Origin of the sequence: Roseivirga seohaensis subsp. aquiponti, from assembly GCF_001267955.1 — a bacterium.
Lineage (GTDB): Bacteria > Bacteroidota > Bacteroidia > Cytophagales > Cyclobacteriaceae > Roseivirga > Roseivirga seohaensis.
This window is the reverse complement of sequence record NZ_JSVA01000008.1, coordinates 357,819-377,884: the sequence shown is the minus strand read 5'-3', so window position 1 is coordinate 377,884 and position 20,066 is coordinate 357,819. Positions and strand designations below refer to the sequence as shown.

Below are 20,066 nucleotides of genomic sequence, written 5' to 3'. Positions count from 1 at the left end.
AACTGACACCCCGACTAAAACCACGGTCACGTCCTGAAATAGGTTGACACAATCAATTGATAACTGTCGACTAAAATCAGGACGAGACAGTCTTTACCGTCTCATTTTATATAGCATTTCTTAAATCCCTTGTCATCCTATTAAAACAAGAAAGGCCTGTGAAGAATGTTCCACAGGCCTTTTGACTATATAAAATCTTTCACCCTAAATAAGATACAGATTTATAAACGATTCTTATTCTCCACCAATTGGAGAGAAATCTACTGTTTTAACAGTTGCCAAATATGCATTCCAGTTTGCAGCATACCAAGCATCTACTTTAGATTTCAATACATTATATTCATTCTTGAAATCAGCCAAATCTTTACGATCTGCAGCGCCAGGAGCATCAAACGAACCAGAAATTGTACGAGACAAACCACTTACTTTTGAGCTTAAAGGAACAATATCAGAGTCACTTCCTCCTCCAAAACGGAAACCACCTCCACTACCAACAGCATCAGAAAGTTCTTTCATTTCCTTCTTCACTTCTTCACTTTTGGTTCTCAAAGCATTTACTTCTGGGCCACGCTTACCTTTCAAAGCTTCTATCACTTTATCTACAGAAGCCACATCGGTACTAATTTTAGAAGCTAAAGCCGAAACATCTGCTGAAAGCACATTTACTTCTCTGAGCAAGTCTCTTCTAGCAATTAAGTTATTGATATCATAAGTATCGCGAGGATCCATTTGGAATTCAATTTTACCTTCGTCTGATTGATTACCAATGGTTACTTTGAAGGAATATTTACCTGGCAAAGCAGGAGCCCCACCCCTTCTAAAGAAAGAGGCAAATTGAGCTGGAACACCCGCAGGCAATTCTGGCTGTACAGTATTCTCAGGAGGATCTTCATCATACCTCCAAGAAACACTATTTAAACCTTCACTAATTGGAGAACTCAATGTTCTCACCAAGTTTCCACTCAAATCAAAGATTTCAATCTTGGCTTGAGGACCTCTTTGGGAACTTCCCCCTCCAGCTCCAGCTCGGCCTCCACGGCCTCCGCCACCACCTTGACCACCAGCAGGTCTTCCTTGTGCTTGAGATGCAGACGCACCAGCGCCTCTTCCTCCGCCAGCTGGCATTTCAGGTTTTTTAGCAAAAAATTTGATTATTGCAGAACCAGACTGTCTGTTTTCTCCTTCGAAAGTTGCATTACCAGGGTTAGCCGGGCCACTCGCTGCTCTTGTGCTCACCATATAGGATGTAACGGCATCAATCGCTGTTACATCAGACTCTGTTATGGCTTTTTGGCCTTTTGCTGCCAAAACACGCAGTGGATTAATATCGTCAAGCACATAAATAGCTCTACCGAAAGTACCAATCACTAAATCACTCTCACGCTCTTGAATCACCAAATCCATTGTTGAAACACTTGGATAGCCGTTTTCAAACTTAGTCCAAGTTTTTGCTTCATCGATACTGATGTATAGTCCATGCTCAGTACCTAAAAACATCAATTTCGGCTCCACCGGATCTTGGATGAACGAAAGTGCATATCCGAAAACATCATTTTCGTTTACAATTGATGTCCATGTTTTTCCATAATCTTTAGTTCTCATCAAATATGGTTTGAAATCGAACCTTCTGTAATTATTAATTACAGCAACGGCCTCTCCTTTGTTATATCGAGAAGCTTTGATTTGGTTCACCCATGATCCTTCAGGAACACCTTTAAGGTTTTTGGATACGTTTGTCCAAGTGGCGCCTCCATCTTTTGTAACATGAATGTAACCATCATCTGATCCAGCCCAAAGCACTCCTTTTTCCAAAGCACTTGGTTCAATTACTAAAAGCGTAGTATGGTTTTCCGCTCCCGTTGCATCAATGGTTAACCCACCACTCTTATCTTGATTTTGTTTAGTGGTATCGTTGGTTGTTAAGTCTGGAGAAATAATTGTCCAGCTATCACCTTTATTTGTACTCTTATGTACAAACTGACTTCCAAAATAAATAGTGCTATTATCAAATGGATCTTGCGCCATGGCTGAGTTCCAGTTGAAACGTAACTTTACTTTAGGGTCATCGCTTGTAGGCTTAATTCTTTTGCTGCTTCCAGTGAGTTTATCGTATCTACTAACATTACCTTGTTGCGACTGAGAATAACCATAACGTGAATCGTCAGGATCGGCCATTACATCAAAACCATCGCCACCACCAATGGTGAAGAAGTAATCGTTTCTAATTCCATCGCTTTTCCAGGTATAAGCAGGACCTGTATATGTTCCGTTATCTTGTAAACCTCCATATACATTGTAAGGCATTTCGTTATCTACATTAATATGATAGAACTGACCTAATGGTAAATTCTCTACAAACTGCCATTTCTTACCCATATCGCGCGTAATGGCCATGCCACCATCATTACCTAAAATCATATATTTAGGATCGTCTGGATGAATGTATAAAGCATGATTATCTACGTGAATAAGGTTTCTAGGAATAATATTCTGGAATGACTTACCGCCATCTTCACTTCTGTGGACATTAGTAAAAATACTATATACTCTGTTTTCATTTTTAGGGTCTACATAGATATCAAAATAGTAGAAAGGTCGGTTTCCGATGTCGTTACCATTGTTGATCATCTCCCATTTAAAACCACCATCATCTGAACGATAAAGCGCGTTTTCTTTGGCTTCGATAAGTGCATAAACTCTGTTCGGATTGTTTGTAGCAAACGCTAAGCCCATACGCCCCAAATCTCCTTCAGGAATACCGTTGTCTTTGGCCGACTGTTTTGTCCAGTTCTTACCGCCATCTATGGTCATATATAAGCCTGAGCTTGGCCCGCCAGAAGTAAAGAACCAAGGTTCTCTTCTGTGTTGCCACATGTTTACCAGAATCTTATTTGGGTTGGATGGATCCATCACCATATCACCAACTCCTGTTTTTTCATCTACATAGAGAATGTGGTTCCAAGTCTCTCCTCCATCAGTAGTTTTATAGACACCTCTTTCTTTATGGTCGCCCCACGGAGAACCAATGGCACCTATATATACAGTGTTCGGATCATTCGGATCGATGATAATACGGTGAACGTTTCTGGTTTTTTCAAGTCCCATTAACTTCCAAGTTTTACCAGCATCTAAACTGCGGTAAACTCCATAACCACCTGTTAAACTGTTTCTAGGATTCCCCTCTCCTGTTCCTACCCAAACAATATTTGGGTTTTTTTGAGAAACGGCAACGGCTCCTATAGAGAGCGCTAATTCATTATCAAAAATAGGCTCCCAAGCAATACCTCCACTTTCAGATTTCCAGAGACCACCAGAGGCAGAGCCTGCATAAATAATTTCTGGACTGCTATTTACTACATCAATGGAGGTAACCCTGCCACTCATGTTGGCCGGACCAATACTTCTTGGTTTCATTGCTTCTAGCTTACTGAAGTCAATTTTCTGCCCAAAAGACAGTGTACTGATCAGTAAAGCGCAAATCACGAGCATTCCAGTTCGGAAACTCGTGGCATTCATACATTTTGGTTGATACATAGTTTAGTTGTGTTGATTTTCGATTTAGATAGCAAGTAGTGGCTATCGTTTAATGAATTGACTCAATTTTAATGAGTTATAAAAATGGATTTACATTGATGGTATTTTTTCTAAAATACGCTTGGTGAAGTCTGATCTAATCACCTATATTTGCACTCCTCTTAAACGAGGGCAATATATCAGCTAAATACACGGAGAGATGGGTGAGTGGCTGAAACCACATGTTTGCTAAACATGCGTGCGGGAAACCGTACCGGGGGTTCGAATCCCCCTCTCTCCGCAAAAGGCCTTAGAAACAATTCTAAGGCCTTTTTTATGCTTTTGTCACAGCACTTGTCACATGTAACCAAAATCAGACATCCTCATTTGCTAGTAGCATTAACTATCTTTACTATTCTTAGCTTAAAACAATAAGCGATCTTATATACTTGAAAAACCTACTTTATGAAAAATAAATTTAACCCTTGGCATGATGTTTCACCTGGTGATAACCTACCAGATATTGTAAACGGCATTATTGAAATTCCGAAAGGCACAAGGGCCAAATACGAGCTAGACAAAGACAGTGGGCTTTTAATCCTCGATAGAGTATTGTACTCTTCGGTTTATTATCCAGCGAATTACGGCTTTATTCCTCAGAGTTATTGTGAAGATAGAGACCCATTAGATATTCTGATTCTGTCACAAATCGACATTGTACCCATGTGTATTGTTCCGGCCAAAGTTATTGGCGTAATGCGTATGCTCGACAACGGTGAAGCAGATGATAAAATCATTGCAGTAGCTGCAGGCGACCCGAGTATTAGCCATATCAACGATATCTCTGAACTTCCTTCGCATTTCATTTCAGAAATGAGGAATTTCTTTGAAGACTATAAAAAGCTAGAGAATAAAACTGTGGTGGTAGAAGAATTTCTGAACAAAGAAACTGCCATTGAAATTCTTAAAGAGAGTTTTGAAATGTATAACGAGAAGTTCAATAAAGCCTAAATTCTCCCCTGAGAAAATTAATATAGAGTGGGGCTTCAAAAGCCCTACTCTTAAACCGGCCTATTCGTCAATTCAAAAATGGTGATTTCAGGAAGAATTCCGATTCGGCCAGGGAAGCCTAAGAAACCAAAGCCTCGGTTTACATAGAGGTGATGATTTCCTTCGGTATATAAATCAGCCCATTGTGGGTACATCCATTGCGAAGGGCTCCATCTAAAATTACCAACCTCAACACCAAGCTGCATACCGTGGGTGTGCCCTGCAAACATCAAATCAATGTCGTTATACTTTGGCCTTACTTGTGCATCCCAATGACTTGGATCGTGTGAAAGCAATATTTTTACATCACCTTCTGAATTTTTATGCGCCAGGTCTAAGTCGCCATATTTGGCAAAACGACCAGCACCCCAGTTCTCTACGCCTATTAAGGAGATTTGATCCCCTCCTACTTTCAGCGATTTATTTTCATTCATCATGAGATTCCAGCCCATTTTTTCATGCGCCAAAATCATGTCTTGCAGGTTTTTTTGCTTGGCCTGAGCTGAAGTCCATTGCATATAATCTCCGTAATCATGATTTCCTAAAGTAGAGTACACTCCTAAATCGGCTTTTACTTTAGAGAAAATATCGAAGTATTCATTCAGTTCTTTGGTTTGGTTGTTCACCAAGTCGCCCGTAAAAAACACTACATCGGGCTTTTCGGCCATTAGTAAATTAACTCCTCCTTCAACTGCTTTTTTATCGAAGAAACTTCCGCTATGGATATCAGAAAGTTGCGCCATTTTAATACCATTGAAACCGCTCGGAAGGTTTGGAAGGTATAATTTTCTTCTTCTTATTCTATAATCATAGGCACCTGACACAATGCCAAAACTCATGGTCACTATTGGCAAAGTAGCTGCCGCAACGGCAGTTTTAGCAAGAAACTCAGACCTAGATATTTTTTTACCTGCTGCTATCTTCTTTTCCTTTCTGCGCTTCTTGCCTGCAAAGAAAAGCGCAATTGCTCTCCTAATATCATCTATAAAAACGAAGACAAGCCCAATGAGCTTGGCAGCATAAGACATAAAAATTATGGAGATAATGAAGCTAAAAGGTACCGTTCCAGCCTGCGAAAGAAAAAGATAAAACACCAAGGCCATCATTGCTACGGCTTGTAAGAGGTAAATTCTCTTGAGCCATTTAGCGCGATTGGCCTTTACATTCTTGAGAAGGGTCTTTGTTGCCTGATAAGCATATATCTCTATCCAGGCTAAAAACAGAATTATTAGAATAAAAGAAAAGACACTAAACTTCATACATTTTGCTAACTGTTTGAAATCAATTTGAGTTCAAAAAAAGAGCTCTCGGGAACCACCCCGAGAGCCACCAAATCAACCTTAACTATGATGGTGCCTGAGAAACAGACACCTAAATCACCACATAGTATTTTAAACAAACATCAAGCCAAAGCTCTGTTTGTGTTATTTCTTTAGCTTAGAGCGTTTGCTTTTCTTGCTTCCTTCTTCCCTGCTATTCGGTACATGAATTTATCGGCTAATAAATACATTGTAGGAACAATAATAAGAGTTAAGAAAGTTGCAAAAGTAAGCCCGAAAATAATCGTCCATGACATCGGCCCCCAGAATACAACGTTATCACCACCAACATAGAAGTCTGCATTATAGCTAGTAAACCAACCGATAAAGTCAATGTTTAAACCTACTGCTAGCGGCACCAAACCAAGAATGGTAGTAATAGCCGTTAAGATTACAGGACGAAGCCTAGTTTTACCAGCAAGAATAATAGAGTTCAAAACTTCTTCCATTGGCAAACGATCATCGTCATCTAAGCCCAATTCTCTTCTCCTTCTCTTTCTTGTAAGCTCAATGTAGTCAATCAGTACAATGGCATTATTTACCACAATACCGGCCAAGGCAATAATTCCCACCATGGTCATAATTACCACGAATTCCATATTGAAAATTACCAAGCCCAAGAACACACCAATGGTACTCAAGAACACCGATACCATAATAATAAATGGAGCAGTAATTTTATTGAACTGAGACACAATGATCAAGAAAATGGTAAACACGGCAATCAATAATGCTTTGGCTAAGAAAGCCATATTTTCAGCTTGCTCTTCTTGCTCTCCTGTAAAGGCATAGCTATATCCAGCTGGCATATCGTAATCGGCCATTAACACTTTGAGTTGCTCAGTAATTTCTGTAGCATTTGCTCCAGCCAACACATTGGAACTTAAGGTTACAACCCTGTCTAAATCCTTTCTTTTGATAGAACCATATGTAGAGCCATAACGCACATGAGCAACAGACGAAATAGGTACTTGCACCAATTTACCTGAGTTCTGATTTCTGAAAGTGATATTCTTATTCAACAAAGCATCGATATCGTAACGATAGTCTTGATTCAAGCGAACATTGATTTCATAATCATCCTCCCCTTCTTTGTATTTAGATACTTCCTTACCAAAAAGAGCTGTTCTAATTTCATTGGCAATGGCGTATGTAGACAAACCAAAACGTCTGGCGTTATCACGATCAATATCAACGATCAACTCAGGTTTACCCAATTCTAAAGAGCTCTTTAATTCTTCAATTCCACGAATTCCAGACTCATCAATTTTTTGTTGAATGTCTTCACTCACATGAATTAACCTCTCAAGATCTTCACCAACAATTTCTAAGTTAATTGGCTTTCCTGTTGGCGGACCAGCAGCATCTTTATCAATGGTTAAAGTAACACCCGGCTCTGGCTTGATTTGCGCACGCAAATCGTTCATCACATCAATGGTATTGATATCTCCACGTAGTTTACTTTCAATAAAGTTAACGGTGATACGTGCCTTATGCGGCTCTTCCGATTGACCAACTGCTGTTGGATCGTTAGGATCGGCTGCACCTTGACTTACGTTGGTTGAAACCGACTCTACAATAGTTTCATAAGGCTTAATGATTTCAAGCACTTGCCCCTCAATCTTCTTTGCAAAGTCATTGGTTACTTCAATGTCTGTTCCCACAGGAAATTCAACAAATACGTTTACATATTTAGGTTCGTTTTCAGGAAAGAATAACACCTTAGGCTGGAAGGCGGCAAAAACACCCAATGAAATGAACAACGCCAAAAATGCACCTCCCAAATAAAGACCTGGGTGTTTTACAGCACTCTTCAACACTTTTTCATATCGTCCCTCTAAGGCTGGCAAAAAGCCTGATTGAAACATTTTAGACAAAGGTCCTAATACATAAATGTTCATTAATGTAAGTGCGCCAATAAGAATTAAGAGGTTGCCCAATGCTGGAATTCCAGCTCCAAGAGCAATAACAAGCCCTACTACAATAGAAATAGAAGACCTAATGATTATTCTCTTGTGGTTATACACTTTCTTCCCATCTAAACTCATGAAAGAAGAGATGAATACGGGGTTAATTACCAAGGCTACAAATAGAGATGAACCCAGCGTAATAATTAGCGTTACTGGCAAATAGAGCATAAACTCACCTATAATACCTGGCCAAAAAGCCAATGGCATAAAAGCCGCCAAAGTAGTAGCAGTAGAAGATATAATAGGCAAAGCCACTTCGCCTACCCCTTTACGGGTAGCCGCCATTGGACTTAATCCTTCTTCCATTAAACGATACACGTTTTCAACTACCACAATACCGTTATCTACCAACATACCCAAGGCCATGATAAGACCAAAAAGTGTCATGGTGTTAATAGAAATACCCAGTAAACCCAGAATCATTAAGGCCATGAACATTGACAACGGAATGGCCATACCCACGAAAAGTGAGTTGCGGGTTCCTAAAAAGAACATCAAAACGGTAACAACTAGGATTACCCCAAAAATGATATTGTTACCCAAACTGCTTACTTGCTCTCTTGTATCTTTCGACTGATCGTTAGTTACAGTTACTTTGGTTGAAGAGGGAATTTGACCACTTGCATAGCTTTCATCAATTAGTTTGGTGATTTTATCGGTAGCAATCAAAAGGTTTTCACCACTTCGTTTCATCACATCCAACTTCACAACAGGATTTAAATCCAATCGCGCGTAGTTCATCTTGTCCTTATAACCGAATGTAACTGTGGCCACATCTTTTAAATAAACAATGTGTCCATCTTCGTTGCTAATAATGATTTCTTCGATTTGAGCAGGGTCATCAAATTCACCAATTACCCTTACGTTTCTTCTTAAACCATCAGCTACTACGTTACCGCCAGAAAGCGTAAGGTTTTCTGCCGAAATTGCATTTTCAATATCAGTAAAGGTTACTTTTCTAGCCTCCAGCTTAAAAGGATCAACCATTACCTCTACTTCCTTTTCATCAACCCCAACAATATTCACCTTAGAAATCTCCTTGAATTTCTCAATCTCATCTTCCAGATATTCTGCAATATCATTGAGTTCATCGAGTGTTTTTGAAGGATCAGTAAGGTTAAGGTTAAGAATTGGAAAGTTTTCCGAAAAACTAAACTTAATTACACTCGGGTCAGATTTCAAATCAGTGGGTAACTCAGACTTAGCTCTATCCACAGCATCTTTTACATCGATCACCGCATCGTCAACATCTACACCTACTTGAAATTCCACCACAATGGCAGAGAAATCTTGTACCGAAGTAGATTGAATATTATCTACACCTTCAATGGTATTGATTTCCTTCTCCAATTCACGTGTAATCAAGCTTTCGATATCCTCAGGTGAGTTACCTGGGTGCGCTGTACTTACATATACCGTTGGTTGTTCCACTTCGGGGAAACTCTCCTTAGGTAAGGTAATATAAGAGTATACGCCTGCCGCTATAATGATAAGCGTAAGTACGTATACCGTAATTTTATTTCGAATCGACAGGGAGGTTAATCCAAACTCCTTATCAATCACATTTTGTTGATTATTTTCAGCCATAATGCTCTAATTCAGAGGTTAAGATTAATTCTGCACTTTTACAGTTGTGCCATCTGCGATTGAACGATTTCCTTTATCAACAATTACTTCACCGCCCGTCAAACCAGAAAGCACTTCTGTTTCGTGATCGTGAGAAAGACCTAGTTTCACATGAACTTTAGATGCTTTATTGGCGGCATCTAACACATACACAAAGTTACCCTCTAGGTCTTCTTGAATAATTCTTGAAGGAATTGTAATGGCTTCTTCGTTTGTATAGTCAGTCAAACCTAAAATGCTCACAATGTTCACCTTTGCATTAGAAGCTTCGTTTGGTAATTTCACTTCAATAGTGAAAGTTCTACTGGCTGGGTTGATTACATTACCAATGCTTACGATTTTAGAAACGTAGCTCTCGTTCATAGATGGTATTTCAACATCTACCTCATCACCTACTTTCACTTTACCTAAATAGGCTTCAGAAACTTCGGCTGAAATGTACATATCACTGTTACTTACCAAGAATACAATTGGAGACCCTGGTTGAACTACTTCTCCTGCTTTTACTGGCACCTCTTCAATACTTCCGGCAAAAGGAGCTACAATATTGGTTTTGCTCAATTGTGTATTTAAGGTTGAAAGTTGTTTTTCAAGCGATTCTTTGTTGTTTTTAGCAGTCAAGAAATCTACTTCTGTACCAATATTTTTCTTCCAAAGTCTTTCTCTTTTTTCGAAAATGGTAGTAGCATACTGCAATTGATTTTTCACTTCGTCAATCGACTTCTCAAGTTGTTCAGAGTCGATTGTAGCCAACAACTGACCTTTCTTTACCGACTGACCTTCAACTACTTTTACTGAAGTTAGAAGCCCCATGCTTTCTGCGCTTACATACACGTTTGTACGAGACATTACCGTTCCTCTTACCTCGATTTTATGATCGAAATTTTTCTTTTCAGTTTTAATAGTAGTTACCAAAGTAGCTGCTCCTGAGCCGTTGAAAAAATCAGGGTCAGCTTCAGCAATTTCAGCCTCTATGGTTTCAATTTTATTTCTGATTTCCTGAAGTTGAACCCGGGCTTCAGTAAGTTCTTTCTTCTTGGCGTCAAGACCTTCATTCTCAGATTTAGGCCCACATGCTGCTACCGTGAGCACAGCAAGAAAAATTGTGGCGATTGATTTAGCTTTCATGTGATTGATATATTTTGAGTTATTAGTTGTCATTGTTTCTTAGTTTACCGAGTGCTTTATCCAAGTCCACTTTTGCAATAATGGCATTGTATAAGGCATTCAAATAGTTGGTTTCTGCTTCTTTATAGTCCTTTTCGGCATTGGTAACTTCTAAATTAGACCCAACTCCTTCTTTGTACTTCTCTTTTGTAATACTGCTTACTTCTTGCGCCAATTCCATATTGGATTCTTGAACCTCTAATTGCTCAAGGCTTACCTCTAGATTTCTTTTGGCATTTTCAAACTCTTGAGTCAAGCTATTGGTCAATAAACCGTATTGATTGTTCAGTGTCTCTAGCTCGATTTTATTACGCTGAATGGTGTATTTTTTTCTTAAACCATCAAAGATTGGAATACTAACATTCAGACCAATTTGAGAGTTTGAGAACCACTTTTTACCATCGGTTAAATCGCTAAAATCGTTCGAACCCGTATTTCTACCCCAACCTGCATTGAAGGTAACTTTAGGTATATACTGAGAAGTAGTATTCTTGATTTGCAAACCAGCCAACTCTTTTAGGTAATTGAGTTGTTGCACTTCTAACCTGTTACCAATACTAAAACCTTCTAATTCAGATTGATTGTATTTGAAGTCTAGCGTTTCTAACTGATCGGAAAGCGTAATCTCCTCCTCTACTGGCATCCCCATACTTAGCTTGAGTAAATCTTTACTGGTTTTAACAGCTTGCTCCACGCCACTTCTTTCGGCTAAAAGATTATTGGTTTGTACCTGAAGCCTGCTTACATCGATTCTTTCGGCAAAACCATTTTCATATAAGGTTCTGGTTTCATCTAAAGTAGTGTTTAAGGTCTCCAAATTAGCATTGATTAAATCAACACGGGTTTGGTTTACTAAAACCAAATAGTATGCTTTAGTCACCTGTTCGATAACATCTACTTCGGCCTTGGCTTTATCTATTATCACTTTTTCTCTAAGCACTTTCGCAGCTTGTAATCCAATAAAGAAGGATCCGTCCCAGATCATTTGCTCTAAACCAACATTCAGGTTACCAATATGTTGAGCACCAAAACCTACTAAGGTTACACCTTCATCATTTGGATTGCCAGAAATAAACGATGTTGGGATTGGGCTTTTGGCGATAAACAGGTTGTTGGTGTAGTTGAAACCAGCGTTAACCTGAGGTAACCCATCGGCACGTGTTTCAAACACCTGAGCTTCTGCATCAAGTGTAGAAAGTTGCGCATTCTTCACATTCTCATTGTTGATCAAAGCATACTCCAATGCCTTGTTCAGAGAAAATTCAGTTTGAGCTTTTACTGCAATAGCAGGCAGTAAAAGCGCGAGCATAAGCATGTATTTATTAATTCTGCTCTTCATTGTTTTTTGAGTTTGTTGTGTATTGATTAAAAAGTTGGTGACCTTCTATAGTAAAAAGACCATGCATAAAATGATCGAATAATTGCATTTGTATTTCTTCTAAAGTGTATTTATCCCGAGGAACAAGGTTTCCGAGAAGGAATGTCTGAACCTGTTCCATACGCATAATGGCTATAAGCTCAGCATCTATATTTGGTCTAAAAAGACCTTCCTTTTTCCCTCGTTCAATAACACTCATAATAGACTCCTTCATCACATTGCCCTTGAACTCTTCATACATCTTCCAGGCCTTAGGATAGAATTTCTGGAGTTCATAAAGGAGATTCATTTTTGTATCTCTAATAGAATCGCGAAGGCAAGCAGAAAGCAACACGAGCTCGTGTACTCCATTCTTCCCTTCTTCGGTTAAACCACAGAACCGCTGTGTCTCTGTTTCAAGGTGATATTTGGTGATAGTATTCACTAAGTCACTTTTATCCTTGTAGTATTGGTAAATCGTTTTCTTAGAAATACCCAACTCCTTGGCGATGTCGTCCATTGTCACAGCCCTGATACCAAACTGGGTATACAGCTCTGTTGCCTTCTCTAAAATATTCTCTCTAACATCCATTTCGATTGCAAAACTATGGAAACTTAAGGGTTTTCCAAAGTTTCCTTCGGCATTCAGACGTTTATTTTTAAGGTTTTGTTTATCATTTTTTAAAATTCCGCAAAAAATGCAAGTACTTACGAAAACCCAAACCAAAGATTATTCTACCGAAGTTCTTGTGTTACAATTATGATTCTACCATTTTACAAAAGACACCTAGCTCTAATTGATGTTACCTGAAACACATAGAAATATTACAATTAATCATCACTCTTTAAATTATACCATTTGGAGCGGTGGTAAAAATGTAAAGCTCTGCTTCCATGGATTCGGTTTAGATCATTCTTCGTATAAGATCGTTTGGGAAAATCTAAAAGAGACACACACCATTTATAGTTTCGATTTACCTTATCATGGTACAAGTCAATTTTCTAAGAATGAACAGACACTTCTACCGAAAGACTGGTTGGAGTTTATGGAAAAGTTTTTAACGATTGAGAAAATAGACAGGTTTGAAGCAATAGGCTATTCTATGGGTGGAAAATATGCTATGATTACGGCTGAGCTTTATCCAGACAAAATCAAACACCTCCACTTAATTGCTCCCGATGGCATCACCACTCATTTCTCTTATCGTTTTTCTACTTACCCCTTCCTTTTCAGAAAACTGTTTAAAACTCAAATTAAAAACCCATGGTTCTTCAAAGCTTTAGTGAAAACGTTACGCACCTTAAGAATCAGAAACAATTACAGCTTGAGGTTTGCGGAAAGCCAAATGGATACCGAGTTTAAACGATCTCAGGTATATTACTCTTGGGTTAATCTAAGGCACTTTTTACCTAACTTGAAATTATTGGCAACGCAAATTAACGCACATCGAACTCCTACTACTTTCTACATTGGCAAGCACGACAAGGTGATTGATTCGAAAACCATTGAACCATTACATAAGCTTTTGCCCGATAGTGAATTGGTAATGCTAGAGAGTGGACATAGTAATTTATTGAATTCAGTGGCTAAATACCTTGAAACGAAAAATCAGCTTTAACAATCAACCCCTATGAAAAACTACACCTTCCTACTTCTAAGCCTATTTTTAGCCAGTTGCAGTACTCCTTCAGAAACCACCACGGCAGCAAAAAGTCTTGAGCATTATCAGTCTGAAGCGATGAAAACCTTAGGCCTACCTTTTTCTGACGCAGTAATTGTAGACGATATCATTTATTTATCAGGGCAAATTGGCAACCTTCCAGGTACTTTAGATTTAGCTCCGGGAGGTTTACAAGCAGAGGCAAAACAAGCCATAGAAAACATGAAGGCCATTTTAGAAGCCAATGGTTCTTCACTTGATGATGTAATCAAGGTAACCGTGATGATGGCCGACATTGACGAATGGGGAGCATTCAATCAAGAATATATCAAGTATTTTACTGCGGGAAAAAAACCAGCCAGAAGCGCTTTCGGCACCAGTGGTTTAGCATTGGGCGCGCGACTTGAAATTGAGTGTATTGCGCTCAAAAGAAAATAATCCACTATTAATCAGTTGCGCTCGATAACTTATCCAAAACCGCTTCGTTAGTTTTTCATAATTTTTCAGTACATGAATTTTTCCACCCGCTCAATACTCACCATCACTCTTTTTGTTTTCAGTCATTTTCATTGCTTTAGCCAAAAAAAAGAAGCGACTGACCGAAAAATTTATGAATACCTCGACCAGTATTCTCCAGAAAGCTCAGAAATGCTTCGGCTACTGTATAGCCTACCCTCTAAGTACGAACTGAATGGGGTAACGATGAACCTCACAAAAGAACAATCTCCCTCCTCTTGGGTTTCTGATCATTCTGAAAAAGGTATTCTGAAAAGACTCAATACGGTGGTGCATGAGTCTATGCACGGATTAACTTCAAGATTACCATACACTTTGCTACAAGAACAAGGCGATGTTTATTATAATTTTAAAGATGATTACTCCGCTTTTTATGTTAACAAAGACTCTTCCTTTCTGGTAAAACACAGCCCCGTTTTTAGCAGTAATGAAATCAGCAATGAAATTCCCAAAGCCTTAAGGACCTTTAGATTCAGACCGTATATCGCCCCAAGGAATAAAATATTAGGTAGTCAGGCCCATGGAATTTACGGACTAACAGATGAGTGGAATGCCTATTATTTCGGTACAAAAACCGCCTTCAACCTCTTTGATTATTATAAATCAAAATCCGATCAAAACTACGAAGTCTATCTGGAATACGTGAGCAATATTGCTGGCACCTATTATGCCTATTATGAATTCAAGTACTTTATTCTTAAATACTTAGAATATGCCAAATCGAACGAAAAAGAAGTTTATGATGGCATAATTTCCAATTACGAATTTAGAAAAGCTTTTACTTCCATTGATGATCGTTTCGCTGATTTGCTCCGCGAATTCGGTGAGCGTTTGGATGAAATCGCGACTATCACAGAACAAAATACGGGGAGCCGTGCCTATATAGAAGATGGTTATTATTTTATTAATGGAAATGGTATTGGACTTTTTACGGAAGAAGTCGAAATGCTTAAAGCCGAATTAGAAAAGCCCAATTTAAAGGCTTTGGAGTTGGCGTTGAGGGTGAAATAGCTTTTAAATTAATATGTCTCTATCTCAATAGTTGCTCTTTTTTTTGAGTTGGCACATTGCACACATAAGGGTTTGTCTCTAGCTATATTGTTAAAGAGATACGGACGGCCGTCCACATTATTTTTTTGAGTATCCCTTTATGGAATCCCTCAAAGCTGAGCATCATTGAGTCAATGAAGTTCAAATACCTTAAACTAAACGCTAATATTATGAAACTCTCGGCATTACTTTTAGTAATGTTCATGGCTGTTCAATTCAGTCATGGACAATCCACCATCGAATCAAAAATCAAGTCTGTAGAAGTTTACACCAAGGGAGCAGAGGTGAGAAGAGCCGCAAAACTGTCACTTAAAAACGGTAAGAATGAATTCAAGATTTCTAACCTTTCATTCAACTTAGACCCCAAAACAATTCAAATCTCTGGTGAAGGCTTTACCATCCTATCCGTTCGACATGAACTTGATTATTTAGTACAAGAGAATAAACCAGACTTGGTAAATCAATTGCTAAATCAATCTGACGCTGTTTCAGATTCCATAAAATACATTGAGCTTGAAATCAGCATTCTACAAAAAGAAATGACCTTGTTAAACCAGAACCAAAAGATCATTGGCGATCAGGGTATTCAAAATCAGGATTTTAAAAATGCTGTAACCTATTTTACAGAAAGATTCAAAACCCTTTCAAAAGAAGAATTCAACCTTAACCTAAAAAAAGGAAAGCTTAACGAGAAGCTAATGCAGATAGGCTTACAACTTGATTCGTATTCTGCTCAACAAAAAAAGCCCTCCTCCAATGTTTTCCTTACCATCAGCTCCGATAAAAACCAAACGATACCCATTGAAATTAGCTATGCAGTAAGCGAAGCAGGGTGGTTTCCTGCTTATGATGTTAGAGCCAAAGACAGCTCTCAGCCGCTGTCTATCACCTATAAAGCACGTGTTTATCAGAACACTGGAATAGACTGGAAGGATGTAAAATTAAGAATTGCATCTGGAGATTTGGAATCCAGCGGAACAGCACCAGAACTAACACCATATCATTTAGGTGGTACAAACACCTACTTCAATGGAAGTAAGGGAATCAAGCAAGTTCATGGGTATGTACTTGATTCAGAAGGCTTACCTTTACCAAGTGCTTCTATATTTGTGAAAGGAACTACCCTTGGCGTTACTACTGATAATAATGGTTTCTATAGTATTCAAATCCCCAATGGAAACACCCCTATACTAACCTTTAGGTTTCTGGGTTTTGTTACTCAAGAAAAACCAGTTACTCAAGAAAACATCAATGTTCAAATGAAGGCCGATGTTACCGAAATGGGTGAAGTAGTAGTAACAGGTGTTAATTCTTATTCTGACCGGCTTTCTGGACAAGCAGCAGGTATTCGCATTAGAGGAGTTGGGACTATTAAAGAGGAAGAAAAACCACGGTCTATTCCTATTAGTTACATTAACTACCAAACTAACTTTGTATATGATATTGAAATACCCTACAATATTCCATCTTCAGGAAAACCAGAAGTGGTAGACATGCTTACTAAAGAAGTAGAAGCTCAATTCATGTATTCCACAAGCCCAAAAGTGAAAGAGACGGCCTATTTGGTGGCCATGATCAAGGACTGGACAGATTTGAAATTACTAGATGGGGAATCAAATCTTTATTTTGAAAATCGCTTTGTTGGCAAATCAATCATCGATACTAATGTGGGCTCTGATACTTTGAATGTCTCACTTGGAAAAGATGAAGGCATTGTCATCAACAGAGAAAGACTTAAAGATTTTGAAGAAAACAAGTTTTTCAGCAATAAGAAAAGAGAAGAAAGACATTTCCGAATTACGGTAATGAATACCAAGTCAAGCGAAGTGAGTATTTCGATTTATGATCAGATTCCAGTCACTACTAAAGACAATATAAAAGTCAATGTTATCGAAATTTCAGGTGCTGAAATAAACAAAGAAACAGGTTTACTGACCTGGAAAACACAACTAAAACCAGGAGAAAAGCGAGAATTGACTTTAAAGTACTCTGTTGAATATCCAAAGGAAATGGATTTAGAAATTAACTAATCACATAAAACCGACTTTAACTCTTCATGAAATTGATTATTTTGGAAGGACTGAATACCAACAGCCTCCAAAATAATCAACCATGAAAAGACCATTTACCAGTATATCACTCCTGTGCATTGCGCTACTTTTTACGAGCAGTTTCGCCTTTGCACAAAAGAAATACTCCGAAAAACAGATTACCAAACTCAAAACTGAAGTTGCCCAAATTGTTGAAGACAACCACAAGCAAACGCAGGTAATGATTGATAAGATTTTCAGCTTTGCTGAGCTTGGCTTTCAAGAGTATGAATCTTCTAAATATCTTACTGGAATTTTGAGAGCTAACGGCTTCGAGGTAGAGGAAGGAGTTTCTGGAATTCCTACCGCATGGTTTGCCACATGGAAACAAGGTGATGGCCCTACAATTGCCTTGGGAAGCGATGTAGATAACATTCCAAAAGCATCACAATATCCGGGAGTTGCTTATCACAAGCCCATGGTCGAAGGTGCACCGGGTCATGGCGAAGGCCATAATGCTGGAATTCCATTGAATATCACGGCCGCTCTTGCTGTAAAGCAGATTATGGAGCGTGAAGGCATTGAAGGTACACTCATTTTATGGCCCGGCATTGCTGAAGAATTGGTAGCCGCCAAAGCTTGGTACACCCGCGATGGCCTTTTTGATGATGTAGATATTTCAATCTTCACCCACGTAAGCAGCAACCTTTCCGTGTCATGGGGACAAGCCTCGGGTACAGGACTTATCTCCGTTGAATATACCTTTGATGGTGAAGCTGCTCATTCTGCAGGTTCGCCTTGGCGAGGAAGAAGTGCTTTGGATGCGGTAGAATTAATGAGCGTAGGCTGGAATTACAAACGCGAACACCTCACTACTTTAAAACGCTCTCACTCTATCATTACCGATGGTGGCGATCAGCCCAATGTGGTGCCTTCAAAAGCTTCGATTTGGTATTATTTCCGTGATGTAACCTATGAAGGCATTATGGAGATGTATGCCGATGCCAACAACATTGCCAAGGGAGCCGCTTTAATGACAGACACGCAAATGAGCTCAAGAATTTTGGGCACCGCATGGCCACGTCATTTTAACAAAACCATAGCCGAAACCATGTATGAGAACATCAAGCAAGTGGGGCTACCCATCTGGAGTGAAGAAGATCAGGCTTTGGCTAAGGCTACTCAAGCAGAAGTGGGTTCTGAACCAAGAGGATTGAGCGTAAACCTTTCTAGCTTAGGTATGCCTGTAAGAAGCCCAGTAAGCGGTGGTTCGGACGATATTGGGGATGTATCATGGAAAGTACCTACTGTAACTTTGCGTTTTCCTTCAAACATTCCTGGTTTGCAAGGTCACCACTGGAGCAATGCCATTGCTATGGCCACTCCTATTGCGCACAAAGGCGCTACTGCTGGTGCCAAAGCCGAAGCCATGACCATTATGGACTTTCTTTTAAAGCCTGAATTGGTGACTCAAGCATGGGATTATTTTAACAATGTGCAAAGCAAAGAAACGAAGTACAAACCCATGATTTCGGCTAGCGATGCCCCTCCTATTTACCTGAACAAGAAAATCATGGATGAATTCCGTCCGCAGCTAGAGAAGTTCTACTATGACGAGACAAAATATGGAAGCTATTTAGAGCAATTGGGCGTTCCTTATCCAACAATTAAGAAGGGGAATTAAGGCAAATCAGCCAGTTCACCCAATTTAATTTCAAAAGCCGAAGCGTTGAACCAATTCTGCGCTTCGGCTTCTTCCAATATTATATTCAGCCGCTCCCAATAAACTCCTTTCAGTCCATTCCTTAAAACGAATTCAGAAGCTTCCTCATATGAGTTGTAAATACTCTTAAAAAAAGCTTCTTGTTTCACCTCCTTTCGAGCATTAAAACGCATGGCGGTTTCGATATTAAAGAGCATGAAATCTGCCAAAAGTGAAGGGTCTAATTCTAAAGTTATAAAATTCTTTATCGCTTTTTGCGCTACCGACCTACGGGCTTTAGGCTTTCGTTTGGTTTGAGGGAAATACTCTTTGAGCACCTTCTGCTTTGCTTCATCTATAAGTTTGTCTTCTTTGGGGTTGAACACAAAATTATAGTAGGTACGAACAGGCATAAATTTATCATAAAGTTCCAGCACCTGTGTTTCAAGCTCATCTTTTTTTAATGACTGTAAATACTTAACAAGTGCACGCTTACTCATTTATCCTCCTGTTGGTTTTTAGATTTTGCTAAGGTATCAATTATTCAAAAAGCATTGGTCGCCAATCTGTTTCGCGAAGCTACAGCTCAACTATTTCCTTCAACAACTCAGCCCAATTCTTCGACAACCCACCAAAAGCCGTATTTCAATATTTATATGAATGATTAAATATGCATAAAAACATCCCCAATCATGAAAAGAACTTTATCACTATTCGCCATACTCCTTTTTGCAGGCTTAGGAAACCTAAACGCTCAAAACCTTGAAAAACCAAGATCTGGAAACGAAATCCGCTTAAAAGATTACACAGTAACCGTAGCTCAAGGTGAAGAAATCGACCTACAAATGTGGGTGGTAAAAGCAAAGAAATACAATCTCGTTGTTGAAGCACCAAAAGCTTCTGCTAAAGAAGGCATCCACTTTACCTTCGAACAACAAACTGAAGTAGAAGACCCTTTGACCTACGACATGAAAGTAAAAGTAGACGCATCGACTCCGGTGGGCGATTATCTATGCATTCTGAAAGTTCCAGGTAAAGGAAGAAGTGCTGTAACAGGTTCTACCATTAAAATTAAAGTCGTTCAAAACGACTAAAAAATTCAGAA

At 39.0% G+C, this 20,066-nt stretch carries 14 protein-coding genes and 1 tRNA gene; 8 read left to right on the top strand and 7 right to left on the bottom strand.

The window, feature by feature from the left end:
* Window positions 1-234: 234 nt before the first annotated feature.
* A complete protein-coding gene (locus OB69_RS08630; protein ID WP_053223320.1) occupies window positions 235-3,516 on the bottom strand; it encodes a WD40/YVTN/BNR-like repeat-containing protein in 3,282 nt (1,093 codons plus the stop codon).
* Window positions 3,517-3,727: 211 nt separating this feature from the next.
* Between OB69_RS08630 and OB69_RS08625 the strand changes: the two genes are divergently transcribed.
* Both OB69_RS08625 and OB69_RS08620 read left to right on the top strand, forming a co-directional pair.
* Window positions 3,728-3,814, top strand: a tRNA-Ser gene (locus tag OB69_RS08625).
* 164 nt (window positions 3,815-3,978) lie between these two features.
* Window positions 3,979-4,524: an inorganic diphosphatase gene (locus OB69_RS08620; protein WP_053223296.1), complete on the top strand. Its 546-nt coding sequence runs from the start codon at window positions 3,979-3,981 to the stop codon at window positions 4,522-4,524.
* Between the two features lie 50 nt (window positions 4,525-4,574).
* On the opposite strand, the gene OB69_RS08615 is transcribed toward OB69_RS08620, so the two are convergent.
* The 5 genes from OB69_RS08615 to OB69_RS08595 form a co-directional block, all read right to left on the bottom strand.
* Window positions 4,575-5,822: a metallophosphoesterase gene (locus tag OB69_RS08615; protein ID WP_053223295.1), complete on the bottom strand. Its 1,248-nt coding sequence runs from the start codon at window positions 5,820-5,822 to the stop codon at window positions 4,575-4,577.
* 173 nt (window positions 5,823-5,995) lie between these two features.
* Window positions 5,996-9,439, bottom strand: coding sequence for an efflux RND transporter permease subunit (locus OB69_RS08610; protein WP_053223294.1), 3,444 nt, complete (start codon window positions 9,437-9,439; stop codon window positions 5,996-5,998).
* A 24-nt stretch (window positions 9,440-9,463) separates the two neighbouring features.
* Window positions 9,464-10,606 (bottom strand): efflux RND transporter periplasmic adaptor subunit, encoded by a 1,143-nt coding sequence (locus tag OB69_RS08605; RefSeq protein WP_053223319.1) that lies wholly within the window; start codon window positions 10,604-10,606, stop codon window positions 9,464-9,466.
* Window positions 10,607-10,628: 22 nt separating this feature from the next.
* A complete protein-coding gene (locus OB69_RS08600) occupies window positions 10,629-11,984 on the bottom strand; it encodes a TolC family protein (RefSeq protein WP_053223293.1) in 1,356 nt (451 codons plus the stop codon).
* Window positions 11,968-12,594 carry a TetR/AcrR family transcriptional regulator gene (locus OB69_RS08595; RefSeq protein ID WP_141655477.1) on the bottom strand — a complete coding sequence of 209 codons (627 nt, stop codon included), beginning with the start codon at window positions 12,592-12,594 and terminating at the stop codon, window positions 11,968-11,970. The genes OB69_RS08600 and OB69_RS08595 overlap by 17 nt, the downstream gene beginning before the upstream one ends.
* Before the next feature lie 208 nt (window positions 12,595-12,802).
* Between OB69_RS08595 and OB69_RS08590 the strand changes: the two genes are divergently transcribed.
* The 5 genes from OB69_RS08590 to OB69_RS08570 all read left to right on the top strand — a co-directional run bounded on the left by OB69_RS08590 (window position 12,803) and on the right by OB69_RS08570 (window position 18,943).
* Window positions 12,803-13,621 carry an alpha/beta fold hydrolase gene (locus tag OB69_RS08590; RefSeq protein WP_053223291.1) on the top strand — a complete coding sequence of 273 codons (819 nt, stop codon included), beginning with the start codon at window positions 12,803-12,805 and terminating at the stop codon, window positions 13,619-13,621.
* 12 nt (window positions 13,622-13,633) lie between these two features.
* Window positions 13,634-14,101 carry a RidA family protein gene (locus OB69_RS08585; protein ID WP_071426745.1) on the top strand — a complete coding sequence of 156 codons (468 nt, stop codon included), beginning with the start codon at window positions 13,634-13,636 and terminating at the stop codon, window positions 14,099-14,101.
* A 72-nt stretch (window positions 14,102-14,173) separates the two neighbouring features.
* Window positions 14,174-15,190: a hypothetical protein gene (locus OB69_RS08580; protein WP_053223290.1), complete on the top strand. Its 1,017-nt coding sequence runs from the start codon at window positions 14,174-14,176 to the stop codon at window positions 15,188-15,190.
* A gap of 209 nt (window positions 15,191-15,399) precedes the next feature.
* Window positions 15,400-17,259, top strand: a complete 1,860-nt coding sequence (locus OB69_RS08575; RefSeq protein WP_185096886.1) for a DUF4139 domain-containing protein — start codon at window positions 15,400-15,402, stop codon at window positions 17,257-17,259.
* A gap of 82 nt (window positions 17,260-17,341) precedes the next feature.
* A complete protein-coding gene (locus tag OB69_RS08570) occupies window positions 17,342-18,943 on the top strand; it encodes an amidohydrolase (RefSeq protein ID WP_053223288.1) in 1,602 nt (533 codons plus the stop codon).
* On the opposite strand, the gene OB69_RS08565 is transcribed toward OB69_RS08570, so the two are convergent.
* Window positions 18,940-19,461 carry a DUF6155 family protein gene (locus OB69_RS08565; RefSeq protein WP_053223287.1) on the bottom strand — a complete coding sequence of 174 codons (522 nt, stop codon included), beginning with the start codon at window positions 19,459-19,461 and terminating at the stop codon, window positions 18,940-18,942. The two genes, OB69_RS08570 and OB69_RS08565, sit on opposite strands and share 4 nt — an antisense overlap.
* A 192-nt stretch (window positions 19,462-19,653) precedes the next feature.
* Here OB69_RS08565 and OB69_RS08560 point away from each other — a divergent pair, with 192 nt between their 5' ends.
* Window positions 19,654-20,055, top strand: coding sequence for a hypothetical protein (locus OB69_RS08560; protein WP_053223286.1), 402 nt, complete (start codon window positions 19,654-19,656; stop codon window positions 20,053-20,055).
* The last annotated feature ends 11 nt before the right edge of the window (window positions 20,056-20,066 follow it).